This is a genomic window from Candidatus Phycosocius spiralis, assembly GCF_030158815.1.
GTDB lineage: Bacteria > Pseudomonadota > Alphaproteobacteria > Caulobacterales > Aquidulcibacteraceae > Aquidulcibacter > Aquidulcibacter spiralis.
In genome coordinates, this window is the sequence record NZ_BPFZ01000009.1 from 24,743 (window position 1) to 47,319 (window position 22,577).

Here is a 22,577-nt window from a genome sequence, read left to right on the forward strand (position 1 = left end):
GTTTATCCCAGAGTTCCAATGCAAAATAGGGGGGGCATGCCTCTTATTTCATCAGATTGTTTCGACCTATATCATGCCCGCCTAGCATTATGGATCAACGGTTTTATGTGACTTCTAGACGTGCATGTCACCTACTGCTTGACCTGCTTCAACGTGATTAGACCGTAAAATCGAAACGATAGTTGGATCGTGGATGGAATGTCTGTTAAGCAGATGTTGATCAAGCAAGTAGAAGCAAGATGCAGTTTCATATCACTCAAGAGGTATGGCCCTTAAAAGGGGTGTTTCGCATAGCACGCGGTGCGCGAACCCAAGCCGAAGTCGTCACTGTTACCTTGTCGGCGCATGGATATGTCGGGCGCGGTGAATGCGTACCCTATGCCCACTATCAAGAAGATTGCAACACCGTGATTGCGCAACTAGAGGCTGTTCGCCCCCTAGTTGAGTTAGGGATTGATCGAACTAGGTGTCAGGAAATCTTACCAGCCGGGGCAGCGCGAAATGCACTTGATTGCGCGTTGTGGGACTTGGAAGCCAAGACATCGGACCAGCCAGTTTGGGCTTTAGCAGGCTTACCTGAACCCAAGCCTGTCATCACTGCTTTGACCATTTCACTTGATACCCCCGAAGCTATGGCACGGGCGGCACAATTTGCCCACCTTTGGCCGGTACTGAAAGTCAAATTGGGTGGGGAGCATGACCTAGAGTGTGTACGCCAAATTGCCAGCGCCCGTCCCGATGCCCGATTGATTGTCGATGCTAACGAAGGCATGAGCGCGCAAACCTTGCCAAAGCTCTTAGCTCAAGCGCGCAAGCTGAACATCGACCTAGTTGAACAACCCTTTGGCGTTAAAAAAGATAAAAAATTGGGGCAATTGGCTGCCCCTATTGCAATCTGCGCCGACGAGAGTTTTCATACCAGTGCCGATATCGAGCACTTGGTGCAAAACTACGATGCTGTGAATGTCAAATTGGATAAAGCGGGAGGCTTCACAGAAGCCCTCGCCTCGATCAAAGCTGCACGTGCCGCTGGTTTGCGGGTGATGATGGGATGTATGGTTGGTACAAGCCTTGTCACAGCGCCAGCTGTCCTTTTGGCCCAACTGGCCGATTGGGTTGATTTGGATGGCCCCATATTGTTGGAGCTCGATCGTGAACCCAGCTTAGTGTATGAAGGTCCTTTTGTTCATCCCCCCCTTAAAGCCTTATGGGGATGAAGGCTTGGTATGATCACCCTAACGTGGCTTGAATGACTTATTGGACAGACCTTACTCCGATTAGTACATATTTTTCGGCTACTTATCTGGAAGCGCGCGAAAAATTTTTAATGGTGGCGCAAAGCCACAATGCAAAGATTGAGCGACATATCCTCCCCCACGCGCGAGGGCCTGGAGGGCTTGAACTTTCACTCGATTGCGCTATCCTTGGGCCAGATCAACCCAGCGCGGCCATCGTTATCATTTCAGGCACCCATGGTCCTGAAGGATATTGTGGGTCTGGGGTACAGTTCGGACTAATGGCGAGTGGCTGGGCGCAAACTTGGGCCAACAACATAAGGCTGGTCTTCATTCATGCTCATAACCCTTTTGGCTTTGCCTGGGATAGTCGGTTCAACGAAGACAATATCGACCTGAACCGAAACTACTTACCAGATTTTTCAAAAGATTTGCCGGCAAACCCCATCTACGATTTGTTGGCGAACTGGGCAGCTCCTCGTCAACGCGATGCAGGCACGCTTACACAAAGCCATGTGAAGCTATTGGAGTTTGGTCGTGAGCATGGTCTCGACTTATTGCAGGCAGCTCTAACTGGGGGGCAGTATAGCCATCCCAAGGGCCTTTATTTTGGGGGATTTGCACCTAGTTGGTCCAATCGTACCTTGCATGAGTTAATCGCGCGTCATTGTGTAGGACTGGATTGTGTTGTCACCTTAGATTTACACACAGGCCTTGGGTCTTATGGGCATGGCGAACTCATCACGCAGGCGAGTTTTTCCTGCGATCATTATCGTCGCCAGCGCGACATTTGGGGTGATCAAATACGCTCAACCAAGGACATAGATTCAGTTTCGTCCGATCTTTCAGGCACGCTGGATGGAGCAATCTTGGCAGCACTAGAGCCAACATGGACGGTGTGTGTAGCCCTTGAATTTGGTACCTTGGATGCCTTTAGTGTCTTTACAGCAACGCAAGCCTCGAGCTGGTTGCATTGCTATGGCAACCCAGAAGGACCAGAGGCCGCTGAAATTCGACAAGCCAGCCGCGCAGCCTTTTACCCAGAGGAGGAAAGCTGGAAAGAGATGGTCTGGGCCCGCAGCTTAGACGTGATCGGCCGCGCTGCTGACTATTTAGGAAAATCTGCGACCTAGTGGCCTCTTTTCAGACTTGGCCGAGCAAAGCCCAAAAGGGTGAGCAAAGTAACCAGTCCAGCCAGTGCCCAAAAGACCCCACTCCAATAACCACCTGCCCCAAACCGATCATAAAATGTTCCAGCCGCCATGCTTGAAACGCCCATCATAGGTGACATGATCAAAGAAGAACCCAATTGTTGACCACTTGGTCGTGATTCAACCGCAATCTCATCCTCGATCAGGTGCATGAAGCCCATATGGGTTGCAGCAAAAGATAAAGCGTGCAGTCCTTGGACTATAAAGGTGATCACCAAACCTGGGCTTAGCGCTAAGACACTCCATCGCACCACACTGGCGCAACCACCCCACAGAATCAGGGCTTCGGGCTTAAAATGGTTCAGGCGCCCTGCCAGCAATGCAAAAAAGCCAATCTCCATAATCACGCCTGTGGCCCAAAGGCCACCAACTTGGGTGCCCGAAAATCCTTGTTCAAGCCAAAGCTTACTTGAAAAGCCATAGTAAAAAGCGTGGGCAGCTTGGATGCAGCTTGCGGCAATGATGGCGAGCAAAAATCGCTTGCGTTTTAACAAGCCAAAATTTTCCATCAGCCGTGTTGTCATAGGGCGAACATTGGGCTTCTGAATAGGTTCTGGCGTGAGCCAACATGCACTCGCAACCGTTAGAATGCATGCAATTGCAAACCAGATGTAAACAGCGGGAACGCCGAAAGCTTGAATGACCGCCCCGGCCCCAAGATTAGCTGTAACAAACGCCGCCGAAGCGGCGGCACGCGCGCGGGCATATGGCCAACGGTAAGAGTGGGCGGTAACACGCATAATGCCCGCCTCCCCAAAGGGAAATAGGCATTGAAACATAACCCCCGCCAGAAAGCACGCCAGCGCCACAGGCCAGAAGACACCCAGAAATGGTAAACTGAGATAGCCAAGAGCGGTTGCCGCTGAAAAAACAATCAAAGGCGTGCGTCGATCGGACCGCCCTTCCGCCCAGGCCGCAGCCAATGGACCAACCAGAATGCGGCCAAAACTGGATGAAGCGAGTATGACCCCAATTTGCGCGCCGGTTAGGCCCTTTGTTGTCGCAAGCCAAACTGGCAGATAAGGTAAAATTGCCCCCAACGAGACATGCGCCAGCATCATAAAAAGGGTCATACGCGCGATCAACGGCATGGTACGGGCATAGGGTGCTATGCCCATAAACGGCAAGGTCAAAGCGCACCTTATCGCTCATGCAACAAAGTGCGCTCTCAAGGCTTACTTACTTTTCAATTCCGCCACCAAGCGATCGGCTTTATAGATCTTACGCAAGGCTTCTGTGATGGAGGCGGTGGTCACAGAGACCGTGCGGTTTAACCGCCCGTCATAGGCATAATTGCCACCCAGCGAGTGAATATTGCCATCAAAGACCGCCCCAACGACGCGCCCTTGCTTATCGATCAAAGGCGAGCCAGAATTACCGCCAATAATATCATTGGTGCTCACAATATTGAACGGGGTTGATTGATCCAAACTTGACTTTGCGGCAAGCCAAGATGGGGCGGCAACGTATGGAAATTCACCTGAAGCGCGCTCAAAATAACCCCCTATAGTGGTCGTCGCGGGTACGGTAACGCCCGCATAGTTCCAGCCCTTCACGACGCCATAGGATAGACGCAAGGTAAAGGTCGCATCGGGATAGACATTGGTACCGTAAATAGCAAAGCGCGCTTTGGCGATTTTTTCGGCTGCCTGAGAAATCGGTCCATTCACCTCTTGGTTCATTTTAACATTGATCGCCCGTGCATCGGTTTCAGCGCGACGCGCCAAGACAATCAAAGGATCAGTGGAGGCATCAATGGCAGCTTTCCCGCCTTTGATCAAAGCTTCACGAGCGGCCTTATCTGTCAGCTTCGTGCCAGCAATCGCGCGTGCAGCCAGCCCTTCAGGGCTCTCAGCACCCAACAAGCGCTTGATCGAAGGATTATCAGCGGTCAGATATTCGCGCGCTTTAGAAAGCCACAATTCTAGGCCTATAACCTCCATGTCCTTATAGATGGGGGTTTCGGTTAGAAGCTGCTTCTCGGTTTGTCCTATCGCCGCGTCAGAAAAGCCGGGCAATCTTTCAGCTAATGGCTTAGCACGTTCATTGGCGATGCGCACCAATTGCCGGGCAGCACCATAGAGTCCTGAAATTGAACCCGCACGCGCTTCCAAAAACTCATGCTCCAAGAAAAGATCTTGCTGCTTGGTCAAAGCGGCATCAATCTCTGCCCAGGGATCGCCAATTGTGGCCAATAGTTTTGGATTGGCGCGAACTTTAGCTTTCAGATTGGCTTCTTCCTTTTCTTTGATTGCGAAAAAATGGGGGTCCATTAGGGCGCGCTGCTGGCCATATTGGGCTTTAAAACTATTTTCAACACCAAAGAGGGTTTCCTCGGCACTACGCTTGGCCTCGTCATTTTTGGTGCGATATTCGATCAAACGCCCACGCAATTCTGAGCGGACCAATTGGCGGGTAAGGAGGCGATAGTCGCGCTCGAACTTCAATTGGCTGGTGGTCCGCAAACGCTCGGTTGAGCCGGGGTTGCCCGCCACAAAGACCACTTCGCCATCTTTTGGCGTTTCTGTCGTCCAGGTCAAATGGGTTGGTGTGGATACAGGCTTGCCGTTCTCATAGGCGCGTAAAAAGGCACTATCGAGATTATAGCGGGGGAAATTGAAATTGTCGGGGTCACCGCCAAAAAAGCCCATCACGTTTTCGGGCGAGAACACCAAACGGACGTCCTTATAGATCCGATATTTATATAATTTATATTGCCCACCTCGAAACAAAGAGATCATGTCGCAGCGAAACAAGTCTTTGTCTGCATCTTTACAAGCTTCTTCTTCCAACTTCGTGATGGCTACACTACGAATTTGGGCGACTTTAGAAGCCTCAACGCCTTTCGTTGCGGCTTTCACTTGCGCAGTCTTATCGGTGATGGAGACAAGCACTTCAGCTTCCATTCCAGGGCAGACCTTTTCGTCTGTCAAAGTGGCCGCTAAGAACCCTTTCAAACCATAATCTCTTTCCGCGCTAGATAAATCTGCGACGCACGAAGAGGCGCAATGCCAATTGGTCAAAATTAGACCCGTATCAGAAACCAAGCTTGCCGAGCAGCCAACCGAAAGCCGAACCGCTGATTGTTGAACCTTGGTCAACCAAGCTTGATCTGGTGCAAAGCCATAGGTCGATTTCATTTTCGCCGCTGGGAAAGCGTCAAATGTCCACATGCCTTCGTCCGCACGGGCCCCACTGCTGAGAAGTAAAGCGCTTAGGCTTGCTGCAAGTAAAAACTTAGAATTCATCGACTTAAATCCTTTATTGGCCTGTCACACCATGCGCCAAGGCATCTAAAATCCTAGCGTGGCGTCTTGGCAGACAAAAGGGGATTAACAGGATAATGTCTAACAATTTGCAGATCAGGTATAAATCAAGCGTAAATCAAGCCATGCCACTTTCCCTTGACGCCCGCGTAAGCTGTAGGCAAGGCAACTTTATAATTCAATGCCAACAACTATAATACTCAGGAGAGATGGGGATGTCAGATATTCGCTTTGATGGCCAAGTTGCCATTGTGACTGGTGCCGGTGGTGGTCTGGGCAAGCAGCATGCTCTAGAGCTTGCGCGGCGCGGGGCCAAAGTTGTGGTCAATGATCTTGGCGGCGCGATGGATGGTACCGGGGGCAATTCGGCGGCGGCACAAGCCGTTGTCGCTGAGATTGAAGCCTTTGGCGGAGAGGCCATCGCCAATGGAGCCTCTGTTACCGACGATGCGGGTGTCGCCAATATGGTCGCCCAAGTCATGGAAAAGTGGGGGCGGATTGATGTATTGATCGCCAACGCTGGCATTTTACGCGACAAAAGCTTCTCCAAAATGGAGATCGCCGATTTTGAAGTGGTGATGAATGTGCATCTGATGGGCACAGTAAAGCCCGTCAAAGCTATCTGGGAAATCATGAAGGCCCAAAACTATGGCCGCATTGTTGTGACCACTTCATCGAGCGGCATGTACGGCAATTTTGGCCAAACCAATTATGGTGCCGCGAAACTAGCGCTTTATGGCTTCATGAATACTCTCAAACTGGAAGGCGCGAAACACAACATCAAGGTCAATGCGATCAGCCCGGTTGCAGCAACACGCATGACAGAAAACCTGATGCCGCCCGCCATGCTTGAATTGTTGAAACCAGAATACGTGACCCCTGGGGTGATGTTTCTGGTCAGCGAAGATGCACCGACCGGCACTGTGCTTTCTGCGGGGGCAGGCGTATTTGCTGTCGCCAAAATCTATGAAACAGACGGCATTTGTCTAAAGACCGACGGCATTACAGCCGAAGAAGTGCGTGACAATTGGGATCGGATTTGTGATCCAGCTGGCCACGAAGCCTATGAGCAAGGTGGCGGTCAGACTGGAAAATTCATGCGCAAACTAGCGGGCGGCTAAGCCCGCGCATTTGCCTTCTTTAGCTTTTGCATGCTTGGCCCTGTGCAAACCCAATCTCGACCTAAAAAATCGCAGGGCCTCGCATAATCTTGGGCGGATGCGCCAGAAAATGTCCAATTTTACCACCCAGTGCCGCCATATGCTCGGTCTTGGCATGTGCATCGAAAGCAGCTTGATCTGCGTAAAGTTCCAACATGAAATAGTCATCTTCAGCTAGAGCACTTTTGCACAATTGATAAACCGTGGCACCAGGCTCTGTGGCTTTTACCTTGGTCACAAACTCTGTCATCAAGGCCTCAAATTCTGCCTGTTTCCCGGGCTGAATGGTAAAATGGGCGTAAATTCCGATCATGCTATCTCTCCATTGTGATGGTTGCGTTAGCTCTCGACTTGGTTCGAGTGAGGGGCAGCTAGAACAAGGTGCATTATTTGCTACAGGCCTTCATAAAGACCGGTAACACATTGGCGGAATGGCCAGACACACTTTGATAGACAACCTCACCCGACATTAAGGTCAAATCACTTGCCGCTAGAATAGTTGCAGCAACTCCGGAACGATCTAAACCAATCTGGCCTTCAACTAGCTTGCGGTCACTCGCCCGCATACCGCCTTGGCGACGCACTTGTTCAAACCTGATTTGGCCGCCAGAAGTTTTAAGTATCAAATCTGGATTTGGTTTAGGATTAGCAAACACATGCGCGCGTAAAGTCACCTCGCCATTGCCATCGCACCAAAGCACCAAATCAGGTGCCGCTCCTGGCCGGGCCAAAAAGACAGCTGCACCGCCTTGTTGCTCTACCAAACGCCAGCTCAAGGTTCCACCACTTCTACCTCGGTCACGTGGATCTTGATAGGCATCGCCTAGGTCGCAAGCGCCTAGCGCGGCAAGCCCAAGCCAGCAAACAAGTTGCTTCATTGGCCGGTGAAGCATGGCGTTCGCTTTTCAAGAACAGCTGCCACCCCTTCTGCATGGTCGCTGGTATGATGCATTAAACCTTGCGAAGCCGCCGATAATTCCATGATGGTCTCAAATTGAGCACTTTGTCCCTGCCGCATCAGGGCCTTGGTCACCCGCAAAGCATGCACGGGTTGGTTGGCGATTTTTTGAGCTATGCTGCGCGCTTCGTCCATCAAGGCTTCAGGTGATACCACGCGGGTAACAAAGCCCCATTCGCGTGCGGTCTCTGCATCAATCACCTCTCCGGTAAACAAAAGCTCACACGCCCTGCTCCAGCCAATAATGCGTGGTGTCAGCCATGCGCCGCCATCACCTGGGATCAAGCCAAGTTTCAAGAAAGTGACGCCAAATTTTGCTGTTTCACTCGCTATTCGGATATCTCCCATGCAAGCAACATCACACCCAAGCCCGATCGCAGGGCCATTCACTGCACTGATTAAGGGTACTTCAAGGTTCCATAAGGCTTTAATGATTTTATGGATATTGCCACGATAGGATTCGCGAATTTCAGCTGGACTGCCTGCAAAAGCACCGCTTCGTTCCTTCATCGCTTTAACATCGCCACCAGCAGAAAACGCCCTGCCCTCACCGGTCAGGATCGCAACTTTGATGGCACGATCGGCATTGATAACGCCACACAAACCTGAAATCACATCGCCGTCGCCAACTTGGCCCAATGCATTCAAGGTATCAGGACGCGTGATCGTAATGGTGGCAATTGCCCCATTTTTTTCCAATTTAGCTACTGCCATACCAAAACTCCAATCTTATCAAACAAAAGCAAAGTGATCGTAGCCAGAAGGCTAATATTTTTCCTTAGTTTTTATATTTATAATGTAATGTCAAAAAAGATCATGCTCCCATAAAATAAACGATTCTTTAGTTTTATTCATATCCAATAAGAGTGGATACCAATTGCTCGAGGAATACTATGTTTCTGTACTTTACCAGACATGCACCAGTTGCCCAAAAAATCAAAATCTCCTTTGGAATTCTCATTGTTATGGTAACTGTCGCCCTTGGCTTCCTTGCTTTGGAAGCCAAGAATATGCAAAGTCAAGTCAACAATTATCTGATGATTGCCAACGAGTCGATGGTCGTAAGCAAGGCTGCTGAGCAATTCCAAACAATGCGCATCCACGCCTTAAAATTTGAAGCAAATTCCAACATCGATGAGCTTAAAAAGGTCCGACAACTCAAGATAGAAGTCATCGACGCATTGAAAAAAGCCCGTCAATTGACAACCAGCTCTAAAAGGAAAGCTCTCATTACGACTATGATTGATTTAACCAATCAATATGTGGCTGTTGCAGAACGTATCAAGATTGATGTCAAGGCCGTTGCACTACGTAACCAGATAGGTCCAAAACTTGGCGATGTGAGTGAGGCCCTCCTGAACCAAACCGAAGCAGAACAAAATCGAATTGGTTCTTTATTGAGTGAAAAACTGGTAGAGACAGTCAATCATTCCATCATTATGATTGTTGTCAATCTGATTGTTGGTGGTGCGATGGCTTTATTCCTCTCCAATATCATTGCCAACCCATTTGCGCGAACAACTGAGCTGATGGAAGAAGTTGCCAAAGGCAAGATTGACACGAGTGTCGATGATCTAGACCGGCGCGATGATGTGGGTAGGCTTCGTAAAGCCCTGCAAGTTTTTGTTGCGAATGCTCGAGAGATGCGTCGCCTTGAGATGACTAATCAAGAGCAACAGAAAGCAACAGAGGCCGAAAAACGTGAACTTATGCTTGAGTTGGCCAATAATTTTGATGCCTCTGTCGCACAAGTCGTTGACACGGTGACTGCAGCGGCAACCGAACTTGAAACCACCTCAGAAACATTAAGCAGGACAGCGCAAGAAACTTCCACCCACTCCAATGCAGTTGCACGCACCGCAGATACTTCAGCCGCCAATGTTCAGACAGTTGCATCTGCGTCAGAAGAAATGTCGGCATCGATTTCTGAAATTGCAAACCAAGTTCAAATGGCTGCACAGATCGCCCGTGAAGCGGAACGAAAAGCATCAGAAACCAATGCGACTGTGATTGCTTTGTCCGAGGCGGCCGGAAAAATTGGTGAAGTTGTCAGCTTGATCTCAGATATTGCGAGCCAAACCAATTTGTTGGCTCTTAACGCCACCATTGAAGCGGCCCGCGCAGGTGAAGCAGGCAAGGGCTTTGCTGTGGTTGCGTCCGAAGTTAAAAGCTTGGCAGAACAGACGGCCAAAGCAACCGAAGAAATTAGTTCCCAAATCAATGGTGTTCAAAATGCTACCCAATTGGCCGTTGGTGCGATCGACAGTATTTCAAGCACGATTGTAGAAATCAACGAAATCTCGGCAACCATTTCTACTTCGGTGGAACAGCAAATGATTGCTGTACGCGAAATCACTCAAAACACGTCCGATGTGGCTGCTGCAACTTCAGAAGTTAGCCAAGCTATTGGCCTGGTTCAGCAAGGCTCCACAGAAACAGGCGCTGCAGCCGAACAAAGCCTCGCCGCAGCTCGTGAATTGGGGGTGCAAGCCGTTAATCTAAAGCGCGCGGTGGTAAGCTTTCTAGATCAGGTGAGGGCAGCTTAAGCACGATCGAAGTAAGTAGCCAATGATGGGCCCAGATCATGGCGTTAGCACCTCAAACGGTTGATCATTATCATGGAGGACAAAACCACTGGCAAGGTATAAATGATCGGTGAAAAAATGGGAATTGGCTAGGGTGTAAGGATCTAAATTGGTGTGTTGTCAGGCTTGGGGATTTGAGGCAATGTTACATCAAAGGCAATGGTTAAACGCTCGCCTGTTTGAAATGGCTTGGTGGCGTGCCATTGGGTTGATGGGAACAAAACCAAACGCCCGGGCTTTGGCTCTATATGTGTATAAGCTGGCAAACTAAGGTTCAAATTGGGTGGTGGTGCCCCCAATTCCAGCCAACCAGCAGGCGGTGAACCAAGATTTTCGGTGCTGGGCAGATCGACATAAAATGCTGAGCTAATAACGCCTTGTGGGTGGGTGTGGGTTGAGTGAAATCCTTTAGACATCAGCCAGACCGACCAGCTGCCCGCAAATGCAATGGGTCCGCGCGCACACCCCAACAAAGGGTGACCGAGCTCTTGTGGCGGCAAAGCGTCAAGATAGCCCTTAACCGCTGTCGTAATCCGACCGCGAATGACTTGAATGGCTGGGTCATGGTGGAACAGGATTTGGCCATCGGTTTGGGTGCCGCCATGCACCGATTGTTCCAGATAGGGTGATTTTGCCTTATGAAGGTCGCGTAAAACCTGCGCTAAGTTTGCAAGGTCATCGGGCATGAGTGCGATTTCAATAGTCTTGATCAGCTGAGATCCCCGGTCAAGCCAGTGGGCCTTGGGATCGTCATTCAAGCGCCAGATCAAGCTCAAATAGGGCAGAAACAAGGATTGAGTTTGGCTTTGAAGATGGCGATTCGCAAAAAAAGCTGCCCGCTCAATCTCACCCCGCCTTAAGAAGTAACGCACCCGGCATAGATCAAAGCCCGGATCATGCCAATGATCATAACCCACAAACAAATCACGGGATAAATCGGGTTTGGACTGCTCAAGTTCAATTTGGCTTGCCAGAAACAATCGCGACATGATCAGGCCCTGGGTTTCACCCATGCGGGCCTTTGCAAGGTCCAAAATTTCGCGAGCTTTGTCCCAATTCTTGGCCAAGGCCATCAGTTGAAACCACGCTAAATGCAGCCCCATGTTAGTGGGTTGGCGGGCGCAGGCATTAGCGTAATTGGCGCCAATGGGATGGCCGCAAATGGTTCGGATTTTGGACAATAAAGCATGGCCAGCTAACCAGTCGGGGTGGCGGATCAGATTTTCTTCCACCAAGCCGATTGCGCGATCGGTTTGCCCCTCTTGAACCAGGGCCGCAGCGTGGTTGTGGGAGATCTGTAAGTTCGACGGATCAAGTCGCGCCGCTTTCTCAAATAGGCCAGCTGCTGGCCTGCCGGTCTCAAATGCCAATTGTGCATGGCCAAAGGCGGTTACGGGATCTTGGGGCAATAAGGCTGCAGCCTTTTGGATCCAGCCAAAGGCTTCTTCTGTTTCTTGGCGTTCCCGGCAACCAAAAGCGCGTTGGCGTAACCCAAGCCCATCTTGCATCTAAGAAACCGCTTCGGCTTTGCAATGCTGATCGATAAAGCTTTGATGGGTCGGCGCGCGCTCTGCCTCATGGGTCATGGCGGCGCGCAACTTGCCAAGATATGCGGCGGCGTCGACGGTGCGGTAATGGATCAAGGGGTCTTGGCTTTCTGGCCAATTGCCCTGCCCTAAATGAACCGCGAGCCAACTGGGTTGCCCAAACAGATCCATATCGCGCGCAATATGGCGGCCAAAGCGCTTAAAATGATCAATCTTAAACTGAACGCTGTCTGGGATCGACATGGCCGCACAATAGCGCCAAAGGGCCGCATCATCGCGCGTGGTTAGCTTGTAATGCAGGATGATGAAATCGCGGATGCGCTCAAACTCCGTACTGGCTATCCGATTGTATTCATCGCGCACCAGAGGGTCGAAATCCTTAGTCGGGAACAGCGCCAATAGCTTGGAAATCCCTGCTTGGATAAGATGTAGGCTGGTTGATTCCAACGGTTCCAAAAATCCACTGGATAAGCCTATAGCAACGACATTCTTGTTCCAGAATAGTTTGCGTTGCCCGGTTACAAACGAAAGTCGATTGGCCTTGGCTAAGGGTTCGCCGTCCAAAGAAGCGCGCAAGGTGGCTTCGGCTTCATCGTCGGAGATAAACTGGCTGCAATAGACATAGCCATTGCCGGTGCGATGCTGCAGCGGAATGCGCCATTGCCAACCAGCCGCCTGAGCGGTGGAACGGGTATAAGGGGTAAAATCTCCAGCCTTGGTGCACGCCATCGCAACCGCGCGATCACAGGGCAGCCAATGGGACCAATCTTCATACCCAGTTTTTAAAGCATCTTCGATCAATAGCCCGCGAAAGCCCGAACAATCGATGAAGAGATCGCCACCAAAGCTGCGCCCATCTTCAAGGGCAACTTGGGTAATACATCCTGTCTCACCATCTTGATCCACTTTGGCGATCTTGCCTTCCACCCGCTCCACCCCGCGTGCTTCGCTATAGGCGCGCAGGAATTTGGCATAGAGCCCAGCGTCAAAATGATAAGCATAGTCAAAAGTTGAAAGCACGCTACGCGGGTCCTGGCTTGGGCGCATGAACTTTCCAGCACGCGCTAAAGCCCAAGCCATGGAATGCGCATCAAAGCTTGCGGTTTCGCCTTCCTGTTTGGCTTTCAGCCAATGTTGATGCAAGCCGACAATATCAAAGGCGCGACCGTGGGGACCAAAAGGGTGGAAGTAACGCCCACCAAGCTTGCCCCAATTCACAAACTCAATGCCAAGTTTGAAGCTGCCTTGGGTGGCGCGCACAAAGTCGCGTTCATCAATCCCCAGCATCTCATTAAAGGTTCGGATTGGCGGAATGGTCGCCTCACCCACACCGACTGTGCCAATTTGTTCCGACTCGATGAGTGTAAGCTTGCAGCGGGTTTGGAGCGCATTGCACAAGGCAGCTGCCGTCATCCAGCCAGCCGATCCGCCCCCGACAATAACAATTGATGAGATGAGACGATCTTGCGCAATGATCATGTAGCTTTGTCCCTATACCGTTTATAAGCTCATATCATAAAGGCCGACCGCGGTTGCGATCGGCCTGACTGATCTCTTAATATCCAAGCAGAGAGCAAGAAGTCTAACCGTCAATGGTTAGAAAGTATAGCGGATGGCCGCTGTGACTGTACGCCCCAAAGCAGGATTACCGCTGATCACATTGGGGATAACAGAAGTATCAGCAACACCACCATTTCCACGTAAGTCAAACGTGTCAAAAAGATTATAAGCTTGCAGACTTAGCTCCAAATTATTGACCAGAGTGACTTTAGCAATCGCGTTAAAGATCGCCGCACCTGGATATTCGCGCCCTGCATCATCGATGGCAGCTGTTTGTCCAGTTGTGCTGATGCCTAGGGAAGCACGCTCACCAAAATCATAATTGGCAGACAAAGTATAGCTTAGATCCGCAATCCCAGGTGCACGACTAAATGGCGTTGGTTTACCGTTGCTATCGGCCCCTGAACGTTTTGCATTCGAATAGGTGGCATTACCAATCAAAGACAGGGGGCCACGTCTATAGGTGGAATAAAACTCTGCCCCGCTTGATTCATAGCGTGCATCAATAATACAACCACCAGCCCCACCCGGGCAACGCGTGGCGGTCAATTCATAGGTGCTTTGCTTAAAATCCCCTTTGAGTAAGGTTACTTCTAAGGTGTAGCGACCGTCAAACACTGCACCACGGTTTTTGACCCCCAGCTCGGATTGATTGACAAAATCAACCGAAGCCGTGCGGCCTGCTTGGTTTAAACTTCCATCGGGGTTGATCTTGCCGCTAACGGTTTGACGATCGCCATTAAAACGCCCACCTTTTGAAGTGCGGGCAAAAAGACTAGTGTCCGTGTTTAACTTATACAACCCGCCGAAAGACCAAGATGTATAAGTGCGGCTATAGTCCAGGGTTTCACGGTTACCATTGGCGGTTATGGCGGCGATTTGCACACCATTATTAGTGACCAAAAATTCCTTCCCACCCGCGATGGCATAACCAGAGGCATTAATGGTTTCAAAACGCACGCTTCCGTCTAAACCGAATTTCTCGCTATCAAGATCAAGGGCGATGTAAGGTGCGGTATTGGTATAGGACAAATCATAGTCGCGGGCGCAGCATTCACCCCAATTATTATTGTAGCCTGAGATACCATCTTGGGTCAGTTTGTTGCCAGCGGCATCATAGAGATCAAGCTGAGCGGGATTTTTGCCACTTACTTCACGCAAAGATTTGTTCACATGCCAATCCATGGCAATGTTTTGGTCCATATAGAAATAACCGGCCCGCGCAGTGACTCGGCCCAATTGGGTGTCAAATTTTCCCGAAACAGTTAAATCATTAGCAAAACTGCCAATATCGCGAATATTGGTTCGCACATTGACGTTGTTGTCGACATAACGACCAGTAAAAACCTGACCTGATTTGGGGCCATTGGCATAGCGTATGGATGCAACTTTAGCGTCTTCAAGGCCCGGTCTTGCAATGACAGACCCAATGACGCCAGAAGCCAAGCTTAGATTAAAGAACGGAGACGCAAAACCACCACTCATCTGAGTCCAGCGCATATTGTTGTCCACACTAACCATGTCCGAAAATGCGTATCGGAACTGTGCACCCAAGGAATTAGCCTTAGTGGTTATGCCGTCCATTTTCACGCGTTCTAAAACGCCTTCACGGTTAAGAATCTGGAAGCTCTGGTTATAAATCGAATAATTAGAGCCTTTGCGGCCATCAAAACCTGGGAAGGCCTTAACATTTTTGACGCTGAGACCATTGATGGTCGCAATTGCCGGTGAACCCGTATAATTGGGTTCTTGGGTGTTTGCTGTTTTAAACAAGACACGTAAATAGCCTTTACCACCATCTAATTCCTTGGTGATATTGCCTTTGATTTGATAACTTTGGCTGACATCATAGCCTGCTTTCAGCGGCCCCCGGCCATTTTTCACAAATCCACCGACATGAAAACGAGTCGTATCGTTGATGGGGCCACCATAGCGGAAATCCAATTTGGTTTCTTTAAAGCCAAGGCCTTGACTCAATTGAACAAACCCACCTTCTTGTAGGCCAGTATGGCTGATATAATTGATGACGGCACCGGGTGCTTGGGAAGCATAAGTAGAAGCCGACCCGCCCCGTACACCTTCTACACTAGCGACTGTAGCATCAAACTTGGTCCAATAATCATTGTTCCCAAACTGAATGTCGCCAAACAAAACCGTTGGTAATCCATCTTCTTGGATTTGTACGAATGGCGAGCCGCCGGTCGCAACAGGCAAGCCACGTACAGCTATATTAGCATTACCACCAGGGCCCGCAGTACCCGCAACTTGAATTCCAGGGATCATTCGCAATAATTCTGATTCAGAACTAGGTAGGAAATCTGAAATCACAGAAGCATTGACCGATGTCACCGACACTGAACTGTTGAGCTGGGTTTTATCGCGTCCAGAAGCTGTAACAACAATCACATCTAAGCCTTGAGGTGGATCGTCCGTTGCCGCGACAGGTGCTGCTGGATCGGGTGCAGCCGGTTGTTGCGCAAAAGCAGGGGCATAAACCGCCATAGCGGACCCCAGTGCGAGCGCAGACACATAGGATTTAAGTTCAATGGCCTTCATTTGTTTCCCCTCAATGATCTTAGTGCGATCTCATTTAAGTTCGCTTGGTGAGAAACTAGCAAAGACGCAATCGATTGCAACACTTTTATGCAATCCTTTGCAGTCAAATTTATGCATATTTCATGATTTTACGATGAAATATATGGGATCAATGATTTGCTATTAGACAGAAGAAAGGAGAAAAGATTGCACGAAATGCAATCGATTGTTGAACTGGATCAATTCCAAGTCTAGAAGCCGAATATGGAGATTTTCGTTCACTCATCGGCGCAATACCCTTTAGAATCATCGCGAAATGTGACAAGCAACGTTTGGCGAAACCATGATGTGCGGGGTATTTTTGATCATCCTCTGCCTTGTCCGCGGGTATTTGAAGCACAAGATATTTGGCACTTTGATCCCAGTCAGACCTTGTGGGACATTTGGGGTGTGCAGACCGATGCAGGTGATTTGGCGCAGGTCGATGGGGCTAGTTTATGGGTAATGTTATGCGCCCCGCGTGCGCAGGACCCCGATATGCGTCATACCTGTGCGCGCTTGCGGCTTTTGATGCGGCGTGATCGGGTTTGGCATGACTGCGGGAATTTACTTCCCGATGGTTTTTCGCCGGGTAGCCGGGAATGGTCTGGCTCCACCCGACTTGATCTAAAAACCAATGTTATGACACTTTGGTTCACCGCTTCTGGCCGGCGTGGCGAAGAGGTTTGTAGCTTTGAGCAGCGATTATTTCATGCCCAGGCCGATTTAGTCTTCACCCGCAATGTCCCAGTTACAAGGAATTGGCGCGATCTTACCCAAAGTGTCATCAATACGGGTCAACTTTATACCGATGTTGCTCGAACGCCTGGCATTCCAGGACGGATCAAAGGCTTTCGCGATCCTTATTGGTTTCGTGACCCTGCTAATGGTCAAGGCTATCTTTTGTTCACCGCGTCCAAGCCTGAACATCAATCCACTTCGCATTATGATGGCGTAATCGGTATAGCGCAGGCCTCAGATAGATATGGGCTGAAACCTTTTGAGCTTATGCCAGCCTTAATTGACGCAGACGGCCTCACCAATGAGTTAGAGCGGCCACATGTTTTTGTCTATCATGGTCTTTATTATTTGTTCTGGTCCACACAAAAACAAGTGTTCAATCCAAGTGGCGTTCAAGGCCCGACCGGCCTTTATGGTATGGTGGCCCCCAGCCTTTTTGGCCCCTATCAACCCCTCAACGGCACAGGATTGGTTCTAGCCAATCCTTCAGAGGAGCCACTTCAAGCCTATGCGTGGCAGGTTCTCCCATCACTCGAAGTAGTTAGTTTTGTTGATTATTGGGGTCTAAAGGGCCGCGATCCACGGGCTGACCATGTTTTAAAGGCGCGCCAATTTGGGGGGTCGATTGCCCCATCTTCTTACCTTGAGTTGCACGGGGCAAAAACGCGTATTGTATCGACTGGCTCTTAAACGTGAAGGGGCCAATTGAATGGCACAATTTCTGTTCGCTTGCCACATGCAAGCTGTCATGGTTCAAGATTGCCCATGAACCAGTCAATCCGCATTAAAAATATCGGCGATCTTGCTAAACTTGCGGGAGTATCCACCGCAACTGTTTCGCGCGCTTTATCTAACAGTAGCCTGATCAGCATCGACACGCGCAACCGTATCCAGACGCTCGCCAAACAATATGAGTTTCAGCCCAGCGTTGTTGCTCGTAATCTTCGCATGCAAAAAACCGGTGCCATAGGTGTGGTAATCCATGTCGGCCATGAACGCAATCAACACGTGTCTGACCCCTTTTTCATGGCGCTTTTGGGGCATTTGGCAGACGGATTAACCGAGCGCGGCTTTGATTTATTGCTGTCACGTGTGATACCTGAAAATGCAGAATGGCTTGAACGCATGATCGATAGCGGGCGCTGTGACGGCTTGATCATTATTGGCCAGTCCGACCAGTCAGCTGTGTTAGACAAAGTGGCTGCGACCTATCACCCTTTAGTCGTTTGGGGTGGATATAAGCCTGGTCAAGTGCATTGCTCGATTGGTTCCGATAACTTTCTGGGTGGGAAGTTGGCTGGGCAGCATTTGCTCGACCGGGGTTGTCGCAATTTAGCTTTTTTTGGCGATCCCCGTGCGATGGAAATTGGCCAAAGGCTGGAAGGATTCCGCGCAGCACTAGAGCCTATGGGTCTTGCACATCAGCTACAAGTGGTGCCGACCCACCTCACTGCGGATGGCCAAGATTCAGAGATCACCGCTTGGCTTGAAAATGGCGCCAAGCCTGATGGCATTTTTGCAGCCTCAGATGTGATGGCGATGAATGCCTTGCGCGCTCTATCCGAACAAGGCCTAATTGTTCCCGATCAAGTTAGAGTTGTGGGCTATGATGATTTGCCCTTAGCCCAGCAATTGGTGCCACGCCTGACCACCATCCGACAAGATATTGCGGCGGGTGCTCATTATTTGATCGATTGCCTGATCAAGCGCATAGGAGACCAAGAAACAGCCTCCATCGTCATGAAGCCCGAATTGATTGTGCGCATGTCAAGCTGAACCCATTAAGCAACAAAGATTTTGGGGGATTTATCGCGCACCCAAAACACCGCAACAGCTGCGCAAATCATCAAAATCCCAGACATAGTTATGACATTGCGCGCGTCGCCACCCATCAAAGGCTTATAGTAAAACGGTAAGGTGGCCGCGATTAACAACATGGGGATTACGATCATCATGTTAAAAATGCCCATATAAACCCCGGTCCGCTCTGGGGGAATTGCGTTAGCGAGGATGATGTAAGGGTTGCCCATGATGCTGGCCCAGCCAAGACCAACCCCGATGGCTGGAATAAACAATAATGCTTTATGGGTGATATGGGGAATGGCCAGCATACCAAGTCCTGCCAAGATTAAACAAACTGCATGCATGGTAGCCGCACCAAATCGACGGGTGAAGGGCACGATGGCAAATGCTGCTAAAAACGCGATACCATTATAAAAGCCACCAATCTCGCCATTGGTCACTACTGCCATACGAAATCCGGTCGATGTGGGATCCGATGTGCCATAGACAGAGCGGCTAATCGCATAGACGATATAGCCCCAATAAGCAGCCATACCATACCATTGAAACAAGCTCATCACTGCAAGTTTTCTCATCGCAAGTGGCATTTCCAAAATCGCGTGCCAAATCTCCATCAATGTTGCCTTCACCGTTAAGGGCTTACTAGAGATTAATTGAATTTGCGCTTGCGTCAGTGGTAATTCACGTACCCGTAATACTGACCATAGGATGGTTGTGAGTGACAAAACAGCACCGATCGTAAAAGCGACTTTGGTCACATGGGGGATATTGCGCGAATCCACATCATCAATACTAAAACCCAAAAGATTAATCATGATGGAGGGTGACAGATAAGCGAGCATTTGGGCAAGCCCCGTAAATGCGCTTTGGGACAAGAAGCCGAACTGACGCTGATCGGGTGCCAAACGATCACTAACATAGGCGCGGTAAGGCTCCATCGTGATGTTATTGCCAGCATCCAATATCCATAGGAGCGATACCGCCATCACAATGCTGGAGCTAAGCGGCATAAAGAACAGGCCAAAGGAGCACATAATGGCCCCGACAATAAAATAAGGTGTGCGCCGACCCCAACGCGAAGCTGTCCGATCACTCATCGCTCCTACAATCGGCTGAATGATCAATCCGGTGAGTGGCCCGGCTAATTGTAACAACGGTAAGGAAGCTTCATCCGCTCCCAAATAACTATAGATTGGGCCCATATTGCCCTGTTGCAAGCCAAAGCTGAATTGTAGTCCCAAAAAGCCTAAATTCATTTCTGCAATGCGCCATAGCGACAAACGCGGTTGGAGACTCGTGGACATCTTTTCCTCCCAAGGCCACATCGATGCTATGACCCCTTTGTGTAGCCATATCACCCATCTCCTTGAACGGAGCGGCTCATTGAATTTATCCATATCGCAATCGATTGCACCCGCCAAGAGGCTGTGGTGGGCATGCAAGTTAGAAGGTTACATGATCAGCATGGCCTTCGCCATGATAGATCGGGAGTATATCATCATGGCGAGGATCAATACCAATCAGGGGGATGTATCTTGAAAGAAAAAAGCATTAAAATGAATGGGATAAGCTGACTTCAAGCCTATCGCGACCATCAATCAACACTTAGCTAGTGCAACTTTGGATTTGCATAGCAAATCCCAGCACTTTTAATGATGGGCGACTTTATGGACTTCTTAGAAGTCCATGTCGCCACTGGGATTTGCATAGCAAATCCCAGAATAAATAATGGTCATTTGCATAGCAAATCCCAGAATAAATAATGGTCATTTGCATAGCAAATCCCAGCACTTTTAATGATGGGCGACTTTATGGACTTCTTAGAAGTCCATGTCGCCCATGCCACCCATACCACCTGGCATGCCCCCTGGAGCACCGCCTGGGGAAGGTTTTTTAGGTGCTTCAGCGATGGTAGCTTCGGTGGTGATTAACAATGAGGCAACCGAAGCGGCATCTTGCAATGCAGTGCGGACAACTTTGACGGGGTCAATGATGCCGGTTGCGATCATGTCAACATATTCTTCGGTCTGGGCGTTGAAGCCGTAGGAAACCGAAGCGTTTTCAAGGATTTTCGCAACAACGATTGAACCTTCAACGCCAGCATTTTCGACGATCTGACGGATCGGGCTTTGCAGCGCCCGGCGAACAATGTTCACGCCAGCTTCTTCGTCATCATTGATGCCTTTGACCTTAATAGCCTTGGAAGCGCGCAACAAAGCACAACCGCCGCCAGCAACTATGCCTTCTTCAACCGCAGCACGGGTTGCGTTCAATGCATCATCGACGCGATCCTTGCGCTCTTTGACTTCAACTTCAGTCGCACCGCCAACCTTGATCACAGCAACCCCGCCAGCCAATTTGGCCAAACGCTCTTGCAGCTTTTCACGGTCATAGTCAGACGTGGTTTCTTCAACCTGACGCTTGATTTGTGCGATGCGGCCTTCGATGTCGGCCTTTTCACCAATGCCATCAACGATGGTGGTGTTTTCTTTGGTGATATTGACCTTCTTGGCCCGGCCCAACATTTCGATGGTGACGGTTTCAAGTTTGATGCCCAAGTCTTCAGAGATCACTTGGCCACCGGTCAAAATGGCGATGTCTTCCAACATAGCTTTGCGGCGATCACCGAAACCTGGTGCCTTCACAGCCGCAACCTTCAAGCCACCACGGAGTTTATTAACCACCAAAGTCGCCAAGGCTTCGCCTTCAACGTCTTCTGCAATGATCAATAATGGGCGACCCGATTGGACGACAGCTTCAAGCACTGGCAACATAGGTTGCAAGCTTGACAGCTTTTTTTCGTGGATCAAGATTAAGGGATCGTCGAGAGCAACTTCCATTTTATCGGCATTAGTGATGAAGTAAGGCGAAAGATATCCACGGTCAAACTGCATCCCTTCTACGACGTCTAGTTCAGACTCAAGGCTTTTTGCTTCTTCAACGGTGATGACGCCTTCGTTGCCGACCTTGCTCATGGCCTCTGCGATCATCTTGCCGATGTCTGCTTCACCATTTGCGGAGATGGTGCCGACTTGTTCGATTTCAGCGTTGGAAGAGACTTTTTTGGCCGAGGCTTTCAATGCGGTGACAACTTCGGTCACGGCCTTATCGATGCCACGCTTGAGGTCCATGGGGTTGCGTCCAGAGGATACAGCCTTCATACCTTCGCGCACGATGGCTTGGGCCAGAACGGTTGCGGTTGTGGTGCCGTCGCCGGCAGTGTCATTGGTTTTGGACGCAACTTCACGCAGCATTTGCGCGCCCATATTCTGGAACTTATCTTCCAGCTCGATTTCTTTGGCGACTGAAACACCGTCCTTAGTTGTACGGGGTGCGCCAAAGGACTTTTCAATCACCACGTTACGGCCTTTTGGGCCTAGGGTGACTTTTACGGCGTTTGCCAGGATATCAACGCCCTGAAGCATACGGTCGCGTGCATCAGAACCAAACAATACAATTTTTGCAGCCATGATTGGTGCCTTTCAAAGTTTAAAGTGGAGGAAGAATTAGGATTCAAGAATGCCCATGACGTCGCTTTCCTTCATGATAAGAAGGTCGTCGCCATCGATCTTCACTTCCGTGCCAGACCATTTACCAAACAAGATTTTGTCGCCAACCTTTAGGTCCATGGCGATACGATCGCCATCTTCATCGCGGGCACCGGGTCCTACAGCGATGATTTCACCTTCTTGCGGCTTTTCTTTAGCGGTATCTGGAATGATGATCCCGCCTTTGGATTTGGTTTCTTCTTCAACGCGCTTTACCAGCACGCGGTCGCCAAGCGGACGAAATGCCATTTGACTTGCTCCCTTAGAGAATTGTCAGGTTAAATTGAGTGTATAGATGCCTGAGGGTAACCGAGATTTAGCACTCACTATCCTCGACTGCTAACACGACATGGAGGTAGGCACCCAAGTTGGGTGTGTCAACAGGCAGC

General features: G+C 49.9%; 17 protein-coding genes. 6 read left to right on the forward strand and 11 right to left on the reverse strand.

The window, feature by feature from the left end; genetic code table 11:
* The first annotated feature begins 239 nt into the window (after positions 1 to 239).
* Together dgcA and PsB1_RS07790 are read left to right on the forward strand one after the other, a co-directional pair.
* Positions 240 to 1,217 carry an N-acetyl-D-Glu racemase DgcA gene (dgcA, locus tag PsB1_RS07785; protein ID WP_284360249.1) on the forward strand — a complete coding sequence of 326 codons (978 nt, stop codon included), beginning with the start codon at positions 240 to 242 and terminating at the stop codon, positions 1,215 to 1,217.
* 32 nt (positions 1,218 to 1,249) lie between these two features.
* Positions 1,250 to 2,368: a M14 family metallopeptidase gene (locus PsB1_RS07790; protein ID WP_284360251.1), complete on the forward strand. Its 1,119-nt coding sequence runs from the start codon at positions 1,250 to 1,252 to the stop codon at positions 2,366 to 2,368.
* On the opposite strand, the gene PsB1_RS07795 is transcribed toward PsB1_RS07790, so the two are convergent.
* Positions 2,365 to 3,579 (reverse strand): MFS transporter, encoded by a 1,215-nt coding sequence (locus PsB1_RS07795; protein WP_284360252.1) that lies wholly within the window; start codon positions 3,577 to 3,579, stop codon positions 2,365 to 2,367. The genes PsB1_RS07790 and PsB1_RS07795 overlap by 4 nt on opposite strands.
* A 42-nt stretch (positions 3,580 to 3,621) precedes the next feature.
* Positions 3,622 to 5,694 carry a S46 family peptidase gene (locus tag PsB1_RS07800; protein ID WP_284360253.1) on the reverse strand — a complete coding sequence of 691 codons (2,073 nt, stop codon included), beginning with the start codon at positions 5,692 to 5,694 and terminating at the stop codon, positions 3,622 to 3,624.
* A gap of 233 nt (positions 5,695 to 5,927) precedes the next feature.
* Here PsB1_RS07800 and PsB1_RS07805 point away from each other — a divergent pair, with 233 nt between their 5' ends.
* Complete coding sequence (locus tag PsB1_RS07805) at positions 5,928 to 6,833, forward strand: SDR family NAD(P)-dependent oxidoreductase (RefSeq protein ID WP_284360255.1); 906 nt, start codon at positions 5,928 to 5,930, stop codon at positions 6,831 to 6,833.
* Positions 6,834 to 6,894: 61 nt separating this feature from the next.
* Here the strand turns inward: PsB1_RS07805 and PsB1_RS07810 are convergent, their stop codons facing one another.
* From PsB1_RS07810 to PsB1_RS07820, 3 genes are all read right to left on the reverse strand, one after another.
* A complete protein-coding gene (locus PsB1_RS07810; protein ID WP_284360256.1) occupies positions 6,895 to 7,185 on the reverse strand; it encodes a putative quinol monooxygenase in 291 nt (96 codons plus the stop codon).
* Between the two features lie 73 nt (positions 7,186 to 7,258).
* Positions 7,259 to 7,750, reverse strand: a complete 492-nt coding sequence (locus PsB1_RS07815) for a hypothetical protein (RefSeq protein ID WP_284360257.1) — start codon at positions 7,748 to 7,750, stop codon at positions 7,259 to 7,261.
* Entirely contained in the window at positions 7,747 to 8,544 is a 798-nt protein-coding gene (locus tag PsB1_RS07820) for a crotonase/enoyl-CoA hydratase family protein (protein WP_284360258.1), read from the reverse strand. The genes PsB1_RS07815 and PsB1_RS07820 overlap by 4 nt, the downstream gene beginning before the upstream one ends.
* Before the next feature lie 251 nt (positions 8,545 to 8,795).
* On the opposite strand from PsB1_RS07820, the gene PsB1_RS07825 reads away from it, so the two are divergent.
* Positions 8,796 to 10,376 (forward strand): methyl-accepting chemotaxis protein, encoded by a 1,581-nt coding sequence (locus tag PsB1_RS07825; protein ID WP_284360260.1) that lies wholly within the window; start codon positions 8,796 to 8,798, stop codon positions 10,374 to 10,376.
* A 143-nt stretch (positions 10,377 to 10,519) separates the two neighbouring features.
* Here the strand turns inward: PsB1_RS07825 and PsB1_RS07830 are convergent, their stop codons facing one another.
* From PsB1_RS07830 to PsB1_RS07840, 3 genes are all read right to left on the reverse strand, one after another.
* Complete coding sequence (locus tag PsB1_RS07830; RefSeq protein WP_284360262.1) at positions 10,520 to 11,923, reverse strand: putative 2OG-Fe(II) oxygenase; 1,404 nt, start codon at positions 11,921 to 11,923, stop codon at positions 10,520 to 10,522.
* Complete coding sequence (locus PsB1_RS07835) at positions 11,924 to 13,441, reverse strand: tryptophan halogenase family protein (RefSeq protein ID WP_284360264.1); 1,518 nt, start codon at positions 13,439 to 13,441, stop codon at positions 11,924 to 11,926.
* 117 nt (positions 13,442 to 13,558) lie between these two features.
* Positions 13,559 to 16,078: a TonB-dependent receptor plug domain-containing protein gene (locus PsB1_RS07840; protein ID WP_284360265.1), complete on the reverse strand. Its 2,520-nt coding sequence runs from the start codon at positions 16,076 to 16,078 to the stop codon at positions 13,559 to 13,561.
* A gap of 327 nt (positions 16,079 to 16,405) precedes the next feature.
* Between PsB1_RS07840 and PsB1_RS07845 the strand changes: the two genes are divergently transcribed.
* Positions 16,406 to 17,527, forward strand: coding sequence for a glycoside hydrolase family 68 protein (locus tag PsB1_RS07845; protein WP_284360266.1), 1,122 nt, complete (start codon positions 16,406 to 16,408; stop codon positions 17,525 to 17,527).
* 75 nt (positions 17,528 to 17,602) lie between these two features.
* The gene (locus PsB1_RS07850) at positions 17,603 to 18,613 is read left to right on the forward strand and encodes a LacI family DNA-binding transcriptional regulator (RefSeq protein WP_284360269.1); all 1,011 of its coding nucleotides are present in this window, start codon (positions 17,603 to 17,605) and stop codon (positions 18,611 to 18,613) included.
* A 5-nt stretch (positions 18,614 to 18,618) separates the two neighbouring features.
* Here PsB1_RS07850 and PsB1_RS07855 read toward each other — a convergent pair whose 3' ends face one another.
* The 3 genes from PsB1_RS07855 to groES all read right to left on the reverse strand — a co-directional run bounded on the left by PsB1_RS07855 (position 18,619) and on the right by groES (position 22,437).
* Positions 18,619 to 19,944, reverse strand: coding sequence for an MFS transporter (locus PsB1_RS07855; protein WP_284360271.1), 1,326 nt, complete (start codon positions 19,942 to 19,944; stop codon positions 18,619 to 18,621).
* Between the two features lie 516 nt (positions 19,945 to 20,460).
* Positions 20,461 to 22,110, reverse strand: coding sequence for a chaperonin GroEL (gene groL, locus PsB1_RS07860; RefSeq protein WP_284360273.1), 1,650 nt, complete (start codon positions 22,108 to 22,110; stop codon positions 20,461 to 20,463).
* 36 nt (positions 22,111 to 22,146) lie between these two features.
* Positions 22,147 to 22,437 (reverse strand): co-chaperone GroES, encoded by a 291-nt coding sequence (gene groES, locus PsB1_RS07865; RefSeq protein WP_284360274.1) that lies wholly within the window; start codon positions 22,435 to 22,437, stop codon positions 22,147 to 22,149.
* Positions 22,438 to 22,577: the final 140 nt, after the last annotated feature.

Excerpts from the sequence above, each read along its gene's own strand:
- PsB1_RS07820 (WP_284360258.1), bottom strand. The coding sequence starts at position 8,544 with ATGGCAGTAGCTAAATTGGAAAAAAATGGGGCAATTGCCACCATTACG.
- PsB1_RS07850 (WP_284360269.1), top strand. The coding sequence starts at position 17,603 with ATGAACCAGTCAATCCGCATTAAAAATATCGGCGATCTTGCTAAACTT.
- PsB1_RS07815 (WP_284360257.1), bottom strand. The coding sequence starts at position 7,750 with ATGAAGCAACTTGTTTGCTGGCTTGGGCTTGCCGCGCTAGGCGCTTGC.
- PsB1_RS07810 (WP_284360256.1), bottom strand. The coding sequence starts at position 7,185 with ATGATCGGAATTTACGCCCATTTTACCATTCAGCCCGGGAAACAGGCA.
- PsB1_RS07800 (WP_284360253.1), bottom strand. The coding sequence starts at position 5,694 with ATGAATTCTAAGTTTTTACTTGCAGCAAGCCTAAGCGCTTTACTTCTC.
- PsB1_RS07840 (WP_284360265.1), bottom strand. The coding sequence starts at position 16,078 with ATGAAGGCCATTGAACTTAAATCCTATGTGTCTGCGCTCGCACTGGGG.
- groES (WP_284360274.1), bottom strand. The coding sequence starts at position 22,437 with ATGGCATTTCGTCCGCTTGGCGACCGCGTGCTGGTAAAGCGCGTTGAA.
- PsB1_RS07805 (WP_284360255.1), top strand. The coding sequence starts at position 5,928 with ATGTCAGATATTCGCTTTGATGGCCAAGTTGCCATTGTGACTGGTGCC.
- PsB1_RS07830 (WP_284360262.1), bottom strand. The coding sequence starts at position 11,923 with ATGCAAGATGGGCTTGGGTTACGCCAACGCGCTTTTGGTTGCCGGGAA.
- PsB1_RS07825 (WP_284360260.1), top strand. The coding sequence starts at position 8,796 with ATGGTAACTGTCGCCCTTGGCTTCCTTGCTTTGGAAGCCAAGAATATG.
- PsB1_RS07855 (WP_284360271.1), bottom strand. The coding sequence starts at position 19,944 with ATGTCCACGAGTCTCCAACCGCGTTTGTCGCTATGGCGCATTGCAGAA.
- PsB1_RS07790 (WP_284360251.1), top strand. The coding sequence starts at position 1,250 with ATGACTTATTGGACAGACCTTACTCCGATTAGTACATATTTTTCGGCT.
- groL (WP_284360273.1), bottom strand. The coding sequence starts at position 22,110 with ATGGCTGCAAAAATTGTATTGTTTGGTTCTGATGCACGCGACCGTATG.
- dgcA (WP_284360249.1), top strand. The coding sequence starts at position 240 with ATGCAGTTTCATATCACTCAAGAGGTATGGCCCTTAAAAGGGGTGTTT.
- PsB1_RS07835 (WP_284360264.1), bottom strand. The coding sequence starts at position 13,441 with ATGATCATTGCGCAAGATCGTCTCATCTCATCAATTGTTATTGTCGGG.